Here is a 16,098-nt window from a genome sequence, read left to right as displayed (position 1 = left end):
TGTTGGCGGCCCCGGGAACGAAACGGTGGCGCCAGCGGAAACTGGTGGTGCGGTGCACGCTGACAAGCTCGGCAGCTGCGCGGACCGTGCGTGACTCAAGGACGCATTGCAGGTAGGGGAGCCAGGCAGCTTTCTTGCGCAGCCGCGCCAGCGGCGTGTTGGTCAGTGCATTGTAGCTGCGCCGGCAAGCCAGGCAGCGCCAGCGCTGCAGGCCACTGGCCGAACCGCAACGATGGACGCGGCTGCACTGGCAATGCGGACAGCATGGCGTACCGGCCACCGCGGCAATCAATTGAAGGCACTCGCCGGGATGGATAATGGCATCGACCCAGGCGCGCAACCTGGCCACGTCGTCGGTGTCCAGCTGCAGGGAGGTCAGCGCAGCAAACACTTCTTCGAAAACCAAGCCTTGCATCATTGCCACCTGATGAGTTAACTCGACAGTGGCTGAGACCGGCGCACATGGGAAAGGTTCGCATAACTAACGCGAACAGCGCCAACCGTTGCGCATATGCCAAACGAAAGATGGCCGGTCCCGGTGACCGACCCGCAATTGCGCTAATATACAAATATGCCCCAGCTAGCCGAACTCATCCAAGTCTATGGCGTGCTGATCGTGTTCGGCATCGTGCTTGTCGAACAGTTCGGTCTGCCCATTCCCGCCTACCCGATCCTGATCGTGGCAGGCGCGCTGTCGGTCACGGCCGACGTCAGCTGGCAGCTGGTCTGGATGGCGGCCATCCTGGCCTGCCTGATCTGCGATGCCTTCTGGTTCCGCGCGGGCCGCTTCTATGGCAAGCGCATCCTGCGCCTGCTGTGCAAGATTTCCTTGTCGCCCGATTCCTGCGTCAACCAGACCGAGGACCGCTTCAGCAAATTCGGCGTCAAGTCGCTGCTGGTCTCCAAGTTCGTGCCCGGTTTCAATACCATCGCGGCCCCGCTGTCGGGGGCGATGGGCGTCAGCGCGCGCCCCTTCCTGCTGTACGCCGTCACCGGCGCCGCGCTGTGGAGCGGCACCGGCATCCTGCTCGGCGTCTGGTTCCACAACAGCGTCGATGGCGTGCTCGATACGCTCTCGACCATGGGCAGCACGGCGCTCACGATCGTGGCCGGCCTGCTGGCGCTGTTCATCGCCTTCAAGTATGCCGAGCGGCGCCGCCACCGCTCGCGCAGCGCGATCGAGCGCATCGAGATGGACGAGCTGCTGGCCCTGATCGACGCCGGCCACGAACCGGTCATCATCGATGCGCGCAGCCTGACCGCGCAACAGATGCAGGCGGCGATCCCGGGCGCCGTCGTGTTCCGCGCCTGCCAGCCCGAGCACCTGATGGCCTCGCTCGACCGTGATCGCCACATCGTCGTCTATTGCAGCTGCCCGGACGACGTCACGGCCGCCGAGGTGGCGCGCCAGTTCATGGCCAACGGTTTCCACCGCGCCCGTCCGCTCAAGGGCGGGCTCGATGCCTGGAATGCCCAGCGCGGCGCCGACCCCGACCCCGAGCTCGACCCGGCGACCTGCTGATCCGGTCCGCAGCTCTTGCCTCCAATAAAGTAGTTCTACTACGTCGACAATGACCATCGACAAGCAGTTCTGTCTACAATTATTGTGATGGCTGTACCTAAACTACAAAAATAACTTGTCTTCAGGGCAAAAAATTTAGTAAGCTTGGGCAGTTTCATCTTATTTTCGCCCAATGACCGCCTCCCAGTCCCGCCCCTCGACCGACCGCCCGTACAGCGGCGGCGCCCGCCTGCTTGCCGATATCGGCGGCACCAATTGCCGCTTCGTGCTGGAACTGGGGCCGGGCCGGCTCGAAGGTGTCGCGGTGCTGCCGTGCGCCGACTACGCCACCCTGGGCGAGGCCATGCGCAGCTACCTGGCCAGCGCGGCGGTCAAGGCCATCAGCGCCGAGCCGATTCGCCACGCCGCGATCGCCATCGCCAATCCGGTGAACGGCGACTACGTGCGCATGACCAATCACCATTGGGAGTTTTCCACCGAGGCGCTGCGCCAGGAGTGCGGTTTCGAGATCTTGCTGGTGGTCAATGATTTCTCGGCGCTGGCCCGTTCGCTGCCGCACCTGGGCGAGCACAAGCGCCAGGTCGGCGGCGGCGCGCCGCAGCCGGACGCGGCGCTGGGCCTGCTGGGCGCCGGCACCGGCCTGGGCGTGTCGGGCCTGGTCCCTTGCGGAAATAGCTGGACCGCCTTGCGCAGCGAAGGCGGTCACGTCAGCTTCGCCCCCGTCAACGAACAGGAAATCGCGATCCTGCAATACGCCTGGCGCGAACTCGAGCATGTCTCGTTCGAGCGTTTCCTGTCCGGCGCCGGCGTCGAACTGATCTACCGCGCGCTGGCCGAACGCGCCGGCCGTCCCGACGAGCGCCTGGGCGCGGCCGAGATCTCGCGCCGTGCGCTCAGTGGCGAATGCGCGCTGTGCGACGAGGTGCTGGAAGCCTTCTGCGGCATGCTCGGCACCGTGGCCGGCAACCTGGCCGTGACCCTCGGCGCCCAGGGCGGCGTGTACATCGGCGGCGGCATCGTGCCGCGCCTGGGCGAGCGCTTCGACCGTTCCTCGTTCCGCCGCCGCTTCGAGCAGAAGGGCCGCTTTGCCGCCTACCTGGCCGCGGTCCCGACCTATGTGATCACCGCCGAGTACCCCGCATTTCTTGGCGTATCGGCGATTTTGTCGGAAAAACTGTCCGACTGACGCAAATAGGCGCGCTTCCCATCGCCACCCCCTTGTCCGCTGCGGGGTTTTATCGGTTACAATGGCCGCCAGTTGTAAGAAACGACGTCGTCCGCTCGCGTGCCGCACAGGCCGCTCCCCGGCGCCGCCCCGATCGCGGGCGTGCCTGAGAGACCGAGTTCCCCGTTTCTTTAATAGAGATCAAGCGGCCCGTCGCGCAGGCGGGTTGCCCCTGGTGGGTTCCTTGCCCGCCATGTAATAGCTCCGGCGTCCAGCGCGCCGGGCCCACGGATTCCGGTTTCAGGCAGCAGATCGCAGGGCGACAGCACTGCGCATGGCACGCAGGCATGCGCACCACTCGCGTCGATGCTGTCCCGACCCCGATTGACCGAATTGTTTGATTGACGACATCGCGATATGAATACTGACGAGGCCAAGCGCGTCCTCGAAACCGCCTTGCTGTGCGCCCGCGAACCCATGTCGATCCATGGCATGAAGAAACTCTTCGCCGAGGTCGACACGCAGGGAAGGCCGGTCGGCGCCGGCGTCGGCGCCGACACGATCAAGATCTTGCTGGAAGAACTGCGCCGGGACTGGGATGGACGCGGTATCGAGATCGTCAGCCTGGCGTCGGGCTGGCGGTTCCAGAGCCGCCCCGACATGAAGCCTTATCTCGACCGGCTGTCGCCCGAGAAGCCGCCCAAGTATTCGCGGGCGACCCTGGAAACGCTGGCGATCATCGCCTACCGCCAGCCAGTCACGCGCGGCGACATCGAAGAGATCCGCGGCGTGGCGGTCAATTCGCAGACCATCAAGATGCTCGAAGACCGCGGCTGGATCGACGTCGTCGGCCACCGCGAAGTGGTAGGGCGGCCGGCCTTGCTGGGCACCACGCGCCAGTTCCTGGACGACCTGGGACTGGCTTCGCTGTCCCAGCTGCCGCCGCTGCAGCCGCTGGCCGAAGGGCCCGACAGCCGTAGCCTGGAAGCCCTCGAGGCGGCATTGAACGACAATTTTGACAAGGTGGACGCCCCTGCGGCCACCGACGATATAGATTTAGCGACTTCACCCGTTGAAGTTCCGATCCGCGACACGCTTGATGACGGGATTGCCGAGGCGGGTCAGCACAATAAAGACACGAACGATGAACCCAACTGAACAAAACGAGACCAAGCCTGTGGATGCGGACGAACCGGCAGCAGCCAAGCCGAAGCGTACGCGCAAGGCGGCGGTTGCCGACGCTGCACCAGCCGAGGCGGTAGCGGCCGAAGCGCCGGCCAAGCCGAAGCGCACCCGCAAGGCCGCTGTCGCCGCCGAGCCGGCAGCCGCCGAGCCTGCGGCGCCAGCCGCCGAAGCAGCGGCGCCGAAGGCCCGCAAGCCGCGCGCCACCAAGGCCGCGAAAGAAGAGCAGGCAGCCGCTCCCGCAGCCGAGGCGCCGGTCGCCGAGCCTGCAGCCCCGGCCCAGGAAGCGCGCAAGCCGCGCGGCCCGCGCCAGATGCGCGAAAAGCGCGCCGAGCGCGAAGCGCTGCAGCAGGCGGCCGCACCGGCCGCCGTCGAGCAGGCCGCTCCAGTGGCCGAGGCCGGCGCCGAAGCCGCGCCGGAGGGTGCGCAAGAGCCGCGTGGCCGCGGCCAGCAAAAGCAGGGCAAGCGCGGCCAGCAAAGTGGCCGCCCAGTCCAGCAAAGCGGTCGCCCGACCGAGGGCGGCCGTCCGGCCAAGCAGATCGGCCGCGGCGGCAAGCAGGGCAAGCCTGCCGGCAAGCCGCAATCGGGCAACGAAGCCGATAACGTGTTCTCATTTGTCACGTCGGACGATTTCGACGCCAACGACGGCGCGCGCGGCAATGCCCCGGCCAAGCCGGTGCGGCGCGACCTGACCGCCGACGACGATGCGCCGAAGCTGCACAAGGTGCTGGCCGAGGCCGGCCTGGGTTCGCGCCGCGACATGGAAGACCTGATCGTCGCCGGCCGCGTGTCGGTCAATGGCGAGCCGGCCCACATCGGCCAGCGCATCCTGCCGACCGACGCGGTCCGCATCAACGGCAAGCTGATCCAGCGCCGCGTGAGCAGCAAGCCGCCTCGCGTACTGGTCTACCACAAGCCGGCCGGCGAGATCGTCAGCCACGACGACCCGGAAGGCCGTCCATCGGTGTTCGACCGCCTGCCGACCATGAAGGCCGGCAAATGGCTGGCCGTCGGCCGCCTCGACTTCAATACCGAAGGCCTGCTGCTGTTTACGACCTCGGGCGACCTGGCCAACCGGCTGATGCACCCGCGCTACAACATCGACCGCGAATACGCGGTGCGCACCCTGGGCGAGCTCGAGGAGGGCATGCGCCAGAAGCTGCTGTCCGGCGTCGAGCTTGATGACGGCAAGGCTGCGTTCTCGAAGATCCAGAACGGCGGCGGCGAAGGCATCAACCGCTGGTACCGCGTGGTGATCGGCGAAGGCCGCAACCGCGAAGTGCGCCGCATGTTCGAAGCGGTCGGCCTGACCGTCTCGCGCCTGATCCGTACCCGCTACGGCGCCATGACCCTGCCGAGCGGCCTCAAGCGTGGCCGTTGGGAAGAGTTCGAGGAAAACGATGTGCGCGCGCTGCTGACGGCGTTCGGCGTCGAGAAGAAGGGCGCCGCGCCCGAGAAGCATGTCAAGGGCGGCCACAAGGGCAAGGGCCCGCGTCCGGATGGCGCACGTTTCGCGGGCAACCGTGGTCCTGAGCGCAATGCCGAGCGTAGCGACGACCGCAGCGACGGCAACCGCATCGACCGCGCCGACGCCAACCGCAACGTCGACCCGTTCGGTCCACCGGTGGCGCGCGTCGGCAGCACCCGCGGCCAGGGCATCCTGAATGGCCCGGTGCCGAGCGGCAAGCCAGTCGGTGGGCGCCAGGGTGGCCAGGGTGGTGGTAAAGGCCGTGGGGCCAATGCCGGCGGCGTTGCGGGTGGCGGCGCCAAGGGCGCGGGCGGCAGCAGCCGCCCGCGCCAGCCCGACCCGCTGCAGACCACCTTCGGATTCGCCGGCAATGGTGGTGGCGGACGTCGCGGCGGCCAGGGCCCGCGCGGCTCGGAGCACGGCTTGCCACGCCGCGGTCGGCGCGGCTGAGCACATATTAATACCGGCCTGGACAAGCGTGTACAGGCCGGCACGGACGCGCAGAACGGCGTAAAATATTTCGCAGCCCATAGCAACCTGCCAACTGTTGTTTAGAAGCTCATTTGTGGTAGGCGATTGCGAGAGAAGTGAAAAAGCAGTATAATTTGCAGCCTAATCGAAGTCCTTCCCCAGCGTGATATCCGCTAGCTCGTGATGCGCGTGGATCCGGAGGTGCTTTCATCTGGTTGGGTTGTAAGTACAAAAAGATGGGCAGATGCCCATTTTTTTTTTGGTAAATCGTTTTAAAGCCCTGGAGAAGTGCCGTGCAGCAGTTTGACTTAATCGCCACGACAGTCAGTGGACTCGGCTATGACCTCGTCGATGTGGAGCGAGGCGAGCGCGGGATCCTGCGTGTGTATATCGATTTCCCGGCTGCCGACGCGGACGAAAAGGGCCCGATCACGGTCGAGGACTGCGCCAAGGTGAGTCACCAGCTGTCGCACGTGCTGACCGTGGAAAACGTCGATTACGAACGGCTGGAAATTTCCTCGCCGGGCCTCGATCGCCCGGTGCGGACCCTCGCCGATTTTGCGCGCTTCGCCGGCCATGAGTGCACGGTCAAGCTGCGCGTCGCGGTGCCCGGTAGCGATCACCGCAAGACGTTCACCGGCATCCTGCGCGGCGTCGAGAACGACAAGGTCGGTTTGGAATTCGACAGTAAAGATGGCCCGGCGTTGATGGAATTTACGCTGGCCGAATTGGACAAGGCACGTTTGGTGCCACAGGTGGATTTTAGGAGTCGCAAAGCATGAGTCGCGAAATTTTATTGCTGGTGGATGCGCTTGCGCGCGAAAAGAACGTCGACAAGGAAGTCGTTTTCGGTGCGCTCGAGTTCGCGCTGGCACAGGCCACGAAGAAGCGCTATGAAGGCGAAGTCGACATTCGCGTGTCGATCGATCGCGACACCGGCGAGTTCGAGACTTTCCGCCGCTGGCACGTGGTGCCGGACGAAGCGGGCCTGCAACTGCCTGACCAGGAAATCCTGCATTTCGAAGCCAAGGAACAAATCCCTGACATCGAAGTCGACGAATACATCGAAGAGCCGATTGAGTCGGTCGATTTCGGCCGTCGTTTCGCGCAAGACACCAAGCAGGTCGTGCTGCAGCGCGTGCGCGATGCCGAGCGCGAGCAGATCCTGCAAGACTTCCTGGAGCGTGGCGATTCGCTGGTCACTGGCACCATCAAGCGCATGGAACGCGGCGATGCGATCGTCGAGTCGGGCAAGATCGAAGCGCGCCTGCCGCGCGACCAGATGATCCCGAAAGAAAACCTGCGCATCGGCGACCGCGTGCGTGCCTTCATCCTGCGCGTGGACCGCAATATGCGTGGCCCGCAGGTGATCCTGTCGCGTACCGCGCCTGATTTCATCATGAAGCTGTTCGAGCTCGAAGTCCCAGAGATCGAACAAGGCCTGCTGCAGATCAAATCGGCAGCCCGTGACGCCGGTGTGCGCGCCAAGATCGCCGTGTTCACGGCCGACAAGCGCATCGACCCGATCGGTACCTGCGTCGGCATGCGCGGTTCGCGCGTGCAGGCCGTGACCGGCGAGCTGGGCGGCGAGCGCGTGGACATCGTGCTGTGGTCCGACGATCCGGCCCAGTTCGTGATTGGCGCCCTGGCGCCAGCGAATGTTTCGTCGATCATGGTTGACGAAGAAAAGCACGCGATGGACGTGGTCGTGGACGAAGAAAACCTGGCCATCGCGATCGGCCGTTCGGGCCAGAACGTGCGCCTGGCGTCCGAGCTGACCGGCTGGAAGATCAACATCATGACCGCCGAGGAATCGGCGAACAAGGTGGAACAAGAATCGGCCGCGATCCGCGCGCTGTTCATGGAAAAACTGGACGTCGACCAGGAAGTGGCCGATATCCTGGTTGAAGAAGGCTTCTCGAGCCTGGAAGAAATCGCCTACGTGCCAATTTCCGAAATGCTGGAAATTGAATCGTTCGATGAGGACACCGTCAACGAACTGCGCACCCGCGCCCGTGACGCGCTGGTGACCGAAGCGATCGCTTCCGAGGAAGGTCTCGAAGGCATGGAAGAAGCTCTGGTCAATCTGGAAGGCATGGACCGTACCGTTGCCGGCAAGCTTGGCCTGGCTGGCATCAAGACGGTCGAAGCATTCGCGGCGCTGGCCTATGACGAATTCGGCGCCATCCTGGCGTTGTCGTCGGACCGCGCCCGCGACCTGATCAAGAGTGAATTTAATGATGTGACCGACGACGAGATGAAACTGGTCGATGGCAAGTATGACGACCGGGCGAAAGCACTGCAGGCGAAAGCCTGGAGCCTGGCAGAAACGGCCAAAGCTTGAACATTTCTTTATCATCTGTCGCGACACGTAGAAAAGAGGACTGAATGGCGAGTAACAACGTAGCCCAATTTGCCACCGAGCTGAAGATGCCTGCAGACCTGCTGCTGACCCAGCTGCGTTCGGCCGGCGTCGAGAAGAGCTCGACGTCAGATCCCTTGTCGAAAGATGATAAGGACAAGCTGCTGAACCACCTGCGCCGTGCCCACGGCGCAGCCGATACCGGCGAGAAGAAAAAGATCACGGTAACGCGCAAGGAAACCAGCGAAATCAAGCAAGCTGATTCGTCGGGCAAGTCGCGCACCATCCAGGTCGAGGTTCGCAAGAAGCGTACCTTCGTCCAGCGCGATGACCTGGTCACGACCAAGGCGCCAGAAGAGCCGGTGATCGATGCCGCCGAACTGGCGCGCCGCGAGGAAGACGCACGTCGTCAGACCGAGCTGATCGCCCGTCAAGAGGCCGACCTGCGCGAGAAGCAAGAGCGTCTGGTCAAGCTGGAAGCCGAAGAAAAAGCGCAAGCTGCCGCTGCTGAAGAGCAGGCCAAGCGCGAAGCGGCCGAGCTGGCCAAGCGCGAAGCTGCCGAAAAGGCCGCTGTCGCCGCTGCCGCCAAGGAAGCCGCGGCAGGCAAGGAAGCGGCTGCTGGCGCCGACGAGGCCGCCAAGAAAGCTGCCGACGACGCCAAGGCTGCGAAAGAAGCCGTCGCCAAGGAAGCCGCTGAACGCGCTGCCGCCACCGAGCGCGCACGCAAGGCCGTGGCCGACGAAGTGGCGCAGATCAAGCTCATGATGAGCCAGCCGCGCCGCGTCATCAAGGCGCCGGAACCGGTTGCCAAGCCAGCGGCGCCGGCCGCGCCGGCCGGTACGCTGCACAAGCCTGCCGATAAAAAGCCGGGCGAAGTCAAGAAAGACGACGCCAAGAAGCCGGGCGACAAGAAGTCGATCAAGTCGGCCAATGTGTCGTCGACCTGGTCCGATGACAAGAAACGTGGTGGCACCGGCCTGAAAACCCGTGGCGCGCCTGCCGGTGGCAGCGGTGGCCGTGACGGCTGGCGCAGCGGTGGCCGTGGCGGCCGTCGCGGTCATGGCGACGATCGTGAATCGAACTTCCAGGCGCCTACCGAGGCGATTGTGAAGGACGTCCACGTTCCGGAAACCATTACCGTGGCCGAACTGGCGCACAAGATGTCGGTCAAGGCATCCGAGGTCATCAAGCAGCTGATGAAGCTGGGCCAGATGTGCACCATCAACCAGGTGCTGGATCAAGAGACGGCGATGATCCTGGTGGAAGAGATGGGCCACAAGGCCTTCGCTGCCGCCGAGGACGATCCAGAGGCACTGCTGGCCGACCAGGGCGAACATACCGAGTACGAATCGACCTCGCGCGCACCGGTGGTCACCGTCATGGGTCACGTCGACCATGGCAAGACCTCGCTGCTGGACTACATCCGTCGCGCCAAGGTTGCGTCGGGCGAAGCCGGCGGGATTACCCAGCACATCGGCGCCTACCACGTGGACACCCCACGCGGCATGATCACCTTCCTGGATACCCCGGGTCACGAGGCGTTCACCGCGATGCGTGCCCGTGGCGCCAAGGCAACCGACATCGTCATCCTGGTGGTGGCGGCGGACGACGGTGTGATGCCGCAAACCAAAGAGGCAATTGCTCACGCAAAAGCCGCTGGTGTGCCGCTGGTCGTGGCGATCAACAAGATCGACAAGCAGGGCGCCAACGCCGACCGCGTGACGCAAGAACTGGTCGCCGAAGGCGTGGTGCCTGAAGAATACGGTGGCGAGTCGCCATTCGTGCCAGTGTCGGCCAAGGTCGGCACCGGTATCGACGATCTGCTGGAGCAAGTGCTGCTGCAGGCCGAAGTGCTGGAACTGAAGGCGCCGACCGAAGCCCCGGCCCGTGGCCTGGTGGTCGAGGCTCGCCTGGACAAGGGCCGCGGCCCGGTCGCGACGATCCTGGTGCAGTCGGGTACCCTGAAGCGCGGCGACGTCGTGCTGGCCGGTTCCTCGTTCGGTCGTGTTCGTGCGATGCTGGACGAAAACGGCAAGACCATTGCCTCGGCTGGTCCGTCGATCCCGGTCGAGATCCAGGGCCTGACCGAAGTGCCGAGCGCCGGCGAAGAAGTCATGGTCATGGCCGACGAGCGCAAGGCACGTGAAATCGCCCTGTTCCGTCAAGGTAAATTCCGTGACGTGAAGCTGGCCAAGCAGCAGGCAGCGAAGCTGGAAAACATGTTCGAGCAGATGGCCGAGGGCGAGGTGAAGAACCTGCCGCTGATCGTCAAGACCGACGTGCAAGGTTCGCAAGAGGCGCTGGTCGGTTCGCTGCAGAAGCTGTCGACTTCCGAAGTGCGGGTGCAGATCGTGCACGCAGCGGTCGGCGGCATCACCGAATCGGACGTCAACCTGGCGACCGCGTCGAAGGCAGTCATCATCGGCTTCAACGCCCGTGCCGATGCCCAGGCGCGCAAGCTGGCCGAAGCCAACGGTGTCGACATCCGTTACTACAGCATCATTTACGATGCGATCGACGAGATCAAGACTGCACTGTCGGGCATGCTGGCGCCAGAAAAGCGCGAGACCATCACCGGCCAGGTCGAGATTCGCCAGGTCATCCTGGTCTCGAAAGTCGGCGCGATCGCGGGCTGCCTGGTCACCGATGGCGTGGTCAAGCGTTCCTCCTCGGTCCGCCTGCTGCGCAACAACATCGTGATCTGGACCGGCGAGATCGATTCGCTCAAGCGCTTCAAGGACGACGCGAAGGAAGTACGCGCCGGTCTCGAGTGCGGCCTGTCGCTGAAGGGCAACAACGAAATCCAGGTCGGCGACGTCCTGGAAGTGTTCGAAGTCACCGAAGTGGCGCGTACGCTGTAAGCCACGCCGTTGGCGTACCATGGGGGCCAGGACGCTTCGCGGCAATGCCGTGGAGGGCCTGGCCCTTTTACCTTGGCCCAGCACGTCTAATCAAGAACCAACAGCAGCAACCATCATGGCTAAACACAGTAAAAGCATTCCACAGCGCGGTCTGCGCGTGGCCGACCAGATCCAGAAGGATCTGTCGGAACTCATCGCCTTCGAACTGAAGGATCCGCGCGTCGGCATGGTCACCATCAGCGAAGTCCAGCTGACCCCGGACTACGCCCACGCCAAGATCTATTTCACCCTGTTGAAAGACAGCGCGGAAGAAGTGCGCCAGACATTGGAAGGCTTGAACAAGGCGTCCGGCTACCTGCGCAATATGCTGGGCAAGCGCCTGCACATCCATACGCTGCCCTCGCTGCACTTCTTGCACGACACCTCGACCGTGCGCGGCCTGGCGATGTCGGCCCTGATCGACCAGGCCAACGCGACGCGCGCCAAGGACGATCCGGAGTCGCAGCCAGATGCGAACGCCGAGTCGCCAACGGACGCGGCGGACAAAGAGTGAACGGACGTCCCGCACGAAAGCCGCGCGATCTTGTAGACGGCGTGCTGTTGCTCGACAAGCCGGTCGGCCTGTCGTCGAACGACGCATTGATCCGCGCCAAGCGCGTGCTCAACGCCAAGAAGGCCGGCCACACCGGTACGCTCGACCCGTTCGCCACCGGCTTGCTGCCGCTGTGCTTCGGCGAAGCGACCAAGTTCTCGCAAGACCTGCTCGAGGCCGACAAGACCTATGAGGCCACGGTCCACCTGGGCATCATGACGACTACCGGCGACACCGAGGGCGAGGCAATCGCGACCTTGCCGGTCGATGTCAGCGTGGAGCAGATCGAGGCGGCGCTGGCGCGCTTTCGCGGTCCCATCGAGCAGGTGCCGCCGATGTATTCGGCGCTCAAGCGCGATGGCAAGGCGCTGTATGAATATGCGCGCGAAGGCATCGTGCTGGAGCGCGAGGCGCGGCCGGTGACGATCCACGCGCTGTCGCTGATCGATTACCAGGCGCCATTCCTGAAGATCCGCGTCACCTGCAGCAAGGGCACGTATGTGCGCGTGCTGGGCGAAGACATCGGCGCCGCGCTCGGCTGCGGCGCGCACCTGAACGCGCTGCGCCGGATCGAGGTCGGCGCGCTGGACGTGACCGGCATGATCACGCTCGACGAGTTGCTGGCCCATCCCGATCCGCTGTCGCTCCTGCGGCCGGTCGATGCGCTGCTGTCGACCTTCCCGTCGCTCGAACTCACGGCCGAGCTGGCGCGGCGTTTCCTGCAGGGCCAGCGCCTGGCGCTGGGCAAGGAAGACATTGCTGTGCCAGAACAGCAGGGCAGGGTGCGCATCTATCACGACGGCCGCCTGCTCGGCACCGGCCAGTTGGGCGAGTATGCGATCCTGGCGCCTGAGCGCCTGATCTCGACCGCGGCGCCGGCCTGAATCCTTTGCTTGAGTGCATGTCACGCGCCTGTCATCGGCGGCGGCTAAGCTGCTGCGGTGGCAAGGCACTGGCTTTTCATCGGAAATTCGTGTCTTTCCCGCGCAAGATTCAGCTTGGGAGACTTCCCATGCTATACTAGTCGGTTTCCGAAATCTGTTTCTCAGTCAGCGGCAGCATCGGACTTGCAGTTCCAGTACATCCTGTACTCCACGCTACTTCTCAAAAATCATGTCAAACACCAAACGCGCGATTCGTAATATCGCAATCATTGCCCACGTTGACCACGGCAAGACCACGCTCGTCGACCAACTGCTGCGTCAGTCCGGCACCTTCCGTGAAAACCAGGCGGTGGATACCCGCGTGATGGACTCGAACGATCTCGAGAAAGAGCGCGGCATTACCATTCTGTCGAAGAACTGCGCCGTCGAATACGAAGGCACCCACATCAATATCGTCGACACCCCAGGCCACGCCGACTTCGGCGGTGAAGTCGAGCGCGTGCTGTCGATGGTCGACTCGGTGCTGCTGCTGGTCGATGCGCAAGAAGGCCCAATGCCGCAGACCCGCTTCGTGACCCGCAAGGCGCTGGCACTCGGTTTGAAACCTATCGTTGTCGTCAACAAGGTCGACCGTCCGGGCGCACGCGCCGACTGGGCCATCAACCAGACCTTCGAACTGTTCGACAAGCTGGGCGCCAACGACGAGCAACTGGACTTCCCGATCGTCTACGCCTCGGGCCTGAACGGCTATGCCGGCCTCGATGAAAGCGTGCGCGAAGGCGATATGAAGCCGCTGTTCGACGCCATCCTGCAACACGTGCCGGTCCGTGACGACAATCCGGAAGGTCCGCTGCAGATGCAGATCACCTCGCTCGACTATTCGTCGTACGTGGGCAAGATCGGCATTGGCCGCGTGAACCGCGGCACCGTCAAGACGGGCCAGGACGTCGTCATCATGAACGGCCCTGATTCGACCCCGATCAAGGGCCGCATCAACCAGGTGCTGAACTTCAAGGGCCTCGAGCGCGTGCTGGTCGACTCGGCTGTTGCCGGCGACATCTGCCTGATCAATGGTATCGAAGATATCGGCATCGGTTCGACCGTGTGCGCCGTCGACACGCCGGAAGCGCTGCCGATGCTGACCGTCGACGAGCCTACCCTGACCATGAACTTCATGGTCAACAGCTCGCCGCTGGCCGGCCGCGAAGGCAAGTTCGTCACCAGCCGCCAGCTGCGTGACCGCCTCGACCGCGAACTGAAAGCCAACGTCGCCCTGCGCGTGGCGCCGACCGACGACGACACGATCTTCGAAGTGTCGGGCCGCGGTGAGCTGCACCTGACGATCCTGATCGAGAACATGCGTCGCGAAGGCTTCGAACTGGCCGTGTCGCGTCCGCGCGTGGTCTTCAAGATGGTCGATGGCGTGCGCCATGAGCCGTTTGAAAACCTGTCGGTCGACGTCGAAGAAGTCAACCAGGGTGGCGTGATGGAAGAGCTGGGCCGTCGTCGCGGCGACCTGCAGAACATGGAATCCGACGGTAAAGGTCGCGTGCGTCTGGAATACCTGATCCCGGCCCGTGGCCTGATCGGTTTCCAGGGCGAATTCATGACCCTGACCCGCGGCACCGGCCTGATGAGCCACGTGTTCCACGAATACGCACCGGTCGACAACAGCCGTGGCGAAATGGCTGGCCGTCGTAACGGCGTGCTGATCTCGCAGGACGACGGCGCCGCCGTCGCCTACGCGATCTGGAAGCTGCAAGACCGCGGCCGCATGTTCGTGTCGCACAACGATCCAGTGTACGAAGGCATGATCATCGGCATCCACTCGCGCGACAACGACCTGGTCGTCAACCCGATCAAGGGCAAGCAGCTGACCAACGTGCGTTCGTCGGGTACCGACGAAGCCGTGCGCCTGGTGCCGCCAATCCAGATGTCGCTGGAATACGCCGTCGAATTCATCGAGGACGACGAACTGGTCGAGATCACCCCGAAATCGATCCGCCTGCGCAAGCGCTACCTGAAAGAGCACGAGCGCAAGAAGGCCAGCCGCGAAGGCGCGTAATCCATCATGCCGGGACGGTGCGCCGTCCCGGACGAAGAAAATCCCGCTGTTCGCAGCGGGATTTTTTTTGGGTGTGCGTTATAATCTGACAAGGGTGATCGCGCCGCCAGGCGCGACAGGATTTGCGCTGGTCGGGCCGCCACGCCGGCCTTCTTGCGACCCTCATGCACCACACCTGCGTTGCTGCCTGCGACAAACTATTTACCGCCACCCCTCCACCACGCGCGCTCCCCCTGTGCCGGCCGCACCCGGCCGTGCGCCGCCACGCGACCGGGCTGTCCCATGCTACATCATCAATTATGGAGATTCTCGATGCGCATTGAAAAGCGCCTTTCCGACACGTTCAAAGAATTCGCCGCCTCCGGCAAGGCCGGCGGTGTCATCCTGATCCTCTGCACGATTGCTTCGCTGCTGGTCGCGAACTCGGCCTGGGGCCCGTCCTATCTTGCCTTCTGGCAGATCGTGCTGGGCGGCCTGAGTGTCGAGCTGTGGGTCAACGACTTGCTGATGGCGGTCTTCTTCCTGCTGATCGGACTAGAACTGCAGCGCGAACTGCGCAATGGCGAACTATCCGACCTGCGCAACGCCTTGCTGCCCATCATTGCCGCTCTCGGCGGCATCGTGGTGCCGGCGCTGGTTCACTTCTCGCTCAACGGCGGCACGCCGACCCAGCCCGGCATGGGCATTCCGATGGCCACCGACATCGCCTTCGCGCTGGGCGTGCTGGCCCTGCTGGGCAGCCGGGTGCCGGCCTCGCTCAAGATATTCCTGACCGCGCTGGCGGTCATGGACGACCTCGGCGCGATCATCGTCATCGCCATCTTCTATACGGCGCAACTGTCGCTGGTCTACCTGGCCGGCGCGCTGGCCATGTTCGTCGGTTTGCTGGTGCTCAACCGCGGCCTGCGCGTGGTCGTGCTGTGGCCCTACCTGCTGGGCGGCGCCCTGATGTGGTTCCTGATGCTCAAGTCGGGCGTGCACGCCACCATCGCCGGGGTGCTGCTGGCCTTCACCATTCCTTACTCGCACCAGCAGGACGACGGCGTGTCGCCCGCGCACCGCATGGAGCACGTGCTGCACAAGCCGGTCGCCTTCCTGATCCTGCCGGTCTTCGCGCTGGCCAATACCGGCATCGTGATCGGCGCCGGCTGGGCCGCCGAACTGATGGCGCCGAACAGCCTGGGCATCCTGCTTGGCCTGGTGGCCGGCAAGCCGGTCGGCATCTTCATGTTCACCTTCGCCGCGGTCGCCATCGGCCTGTGCCGCCTGCCGCTGGACCTGGCCTGGCGCCACGTGCTGGGCGCCGGCCTGCTGGGCGGGATCGGCTTCACGATGTCGATCTTCATCACCAACCTGGCCTTCGCTGGTCATGCCGAGGTGATCAACGCCTCGAAGATGGCGATCCTGACGGCTTCCTTGTTAGCCGGCATCCTCGGTTTCACCTGGCTCAAGCTGTTCGGTGCGCCAGCGGAAGGCGATACCGATCCGGATACCATGGATTTCGATGACGGCCTGCCAAACCCGGC

11 protein-coding genes and 1 pseudogene are annotated in these 16,098 nt (G+C 64.1%); 11 read left to right on the top strand and 1 reads right to left on the bottom strand.

The window, feature by feature from the left end:
• A pseudogene (locus E8M83_RS20625) lies at nucleotides 1-418 on the bottom strand (IS1595 family transposase); the annotation flags it as partial.
• Between the two features lie 153 nt (nucleotides 419-571).
• On the opposite strand from E8M83_RS20625, the gene E8M83_RS20620 reads away from it, so the two are divergent.
• From E8M83_RS20620 to nhaA, 11 genes are all read left to right on the top strand, one after another.
• Entirely contained in the window at nucleotides 572-1,522 is a 951-nt protein-coding gene (locus E8M83_RS20620) for a VTT domain-containing protein (protein WP_137175232.1), read from the top strand.
• A gap of 172 nt (nucleotides 1,523-1,694) precedes the next feature.
• Nucleotides 1,695-2,708, top strand: coding sequence for a glucokinase (locus tag E8M83_RS20615; protein ID WP_137175231.1), 1,014 nt, complete (start codon nucleotides 1,695-1,697; stop codon nucleotides 2,706-2,708).
• Nucleotides 2,709-3,104: 396 nt separating this feature from the next.
• Nucleotides 3,105-3,845, top strand: coding sequence for an SMC-Scp complex subunit ScpB (gene scpB / locus E8M83_RS20610; protein WP_137175230.1), 741 nt, complete (start codon nucleotides 3,105-3,107; stop codon nucleotides 3,843-3,845).
• A complete protein-coding gene (gene rluB, locus E8M83_RS20605) occupies nucleotides 3,832-5,787 on the top strand; it encodes a 23S rRNA pseudouridine(2605) synthase RluB (RefSeq protein WP_137175229.1) in 1,956 nt (651 codons plus the stop codon). The genes scpB and rluB overlap by 14 nt, the downstream gene beginning before the upstream one ends.
• Nucleotides 5,788-6,101: 314 nt before the next feature.
• Nucleotides 6,102-6,590, top strand: coding sequence for a ribosome maturation factor RimP (gene rimP / locus E8M83_RS20600; protein ID WP_137175228.1), 489 nt, complete (start codon nucleotides 6,102-6,104; stop codon nucleotides 6,588-6,590).
• Nucleotides 6,587-8,152, top strand: coding sequence for a transcription termination factor NusA (gene nusA, locus E8M83_RS20595; RefSeq protein ID WP_137175227.1), 1,566 nt, complete (start codon nucleotides 6,587-6,589; stop codon nucleotides 8,150-8,152). The genes rimP and nusA overlap by 4 nt, the downstream gene beginning before the upstream one ends.
• A gap of 44 nt (nucleotides 8,153-8,196) precedes the next feature.
• Nucleotides 8,197-11,031: a translation initiation factor IF-2 gene (infB, locus tag E8M83_RS20590; protein ID WP_137175226.1), complete on the top strand. Its 2,835-nt coding sequence runs from the start codon at nucleotides 8,197-8,199 to the stop codon at nucleotides 11,029-11,031.
• Nucleotides 11,032-11,146: 115 nt separating this feature from the next.
• Nucleotides 11,147-11,584: a 30S ribosome-binding factor RbfA gene (gene rbfA / locus E8M83_RS20585; RefSeq protein WP_137175225.1), complete on the top strand. Its 438-nt coding sequence runs from the start codon at nucleotides 11,147-11,149 to the stop codon at nucleotides 11,582-11,584.
• Nucleotides 11,581-12,507, top strand: coding sequence for a tRNA pseudouridine(55) synthase TruB (truB, locus tag E8M83_RS20580; RefSeq protein WP_137175224.1), 927 nt, complete (start codon nucleotides 11,581-11,583; stop codon nucleotides 12,505-12,507). Before rbfA ends, truB begins: the two co-directional genes overlap by 4 nt.
• A 229-nt stretch (nucleotides 12,508-12,736) precedes the next feature.
• Nucleotides 12,737-14,572 (top strand): translational GTPase TypA, encoded by a 1,836-nt coding sequence (typA, locus tag E8M83_RS20575; RefSeq protein WP_137175223.1) that lies wholly within the window; start codon nucleotides 12,737-12,739, stop codon nucleotides 14,570-14,572.
• A gap of 312 nt (nucleotides 14,573-14,884) precedes the next feature.
• A partial coding sequence (gene nhaA, locus E8M83_RS20570) for a Na+/H+ antiporter NhaA (RefSeq protein WP_137175222.1) occupies nucleotides 14,885-16,098 on the top strand: 1,214 nt, incomplete at its 3' end.

The sequence above is a fragment of the Massilia sp. HP4 genome (assembly GCF_005222695.1).
Taxonomy (GTDB): Bacteria; Pseudomonadota; Gammaproteobacteria; order Burkholderiales; family Burkholderiaceae_D; genus Telluria.
This window is presented reverse-complemented; position numbering and strand designations above follow the sequence as displayed.

Bases quoted from the DNA above. Each gene is read 5' to 3' on its own strand.
- typA (WP_137175223.1), top strand. From the start codon at position 12,737: ATGTCAAACACCAAACGCGCGATTCGTAATATCGCAATCATTGCCCAC.
- infB (WP_137175226.1), top strand. From the start codon at position 8,197: ATGGCGAGTAACAACGTAGCCCAATTTGCCACCGAGCTGAAGATGCCT.
- rbfA (WP_137175225.1), top strand. From the start codon at position 11,147: ATGGCTAAACACAGTAAAAGCATTCCACAGCGCGGTCTGCGCGTGGCC.
- nusA (WP_137175227.1), top strand. From the start codon at position 6,587: ATGAGTCGCGAAATTTTATTGCTGGTGGATGCGCTTGCGCGCGAAAAG.
- E8M83_RS20615 (WP_137175231.1), top strand. From the start codon at position 1,695: ATGACCGCCTCCCAGTCCCGCCCCTCGACCGACCGCCCGTACAGCGGC.
- E8M83_RS20620 (WP_137175232.1), top strand. From the start codon at position 572: ATGCCCCAGCTAGCCGAACTCATCCAAGTCTATGGCGTGCTGATCGTG.
- rluB (WP_137175229.1), top strand. From the start codon at position 3,832: ATGAACCCAACTGAACAAAACGAGACCAAGCCTGTGGATGCGGACGAA.
- scpB (WP_137175230.1), top strand. From the start codon at position 3,105: ATGAATACTGACGAGGCCAAGCGCGTCCTCGAAACCGCCTTGCTGTGC.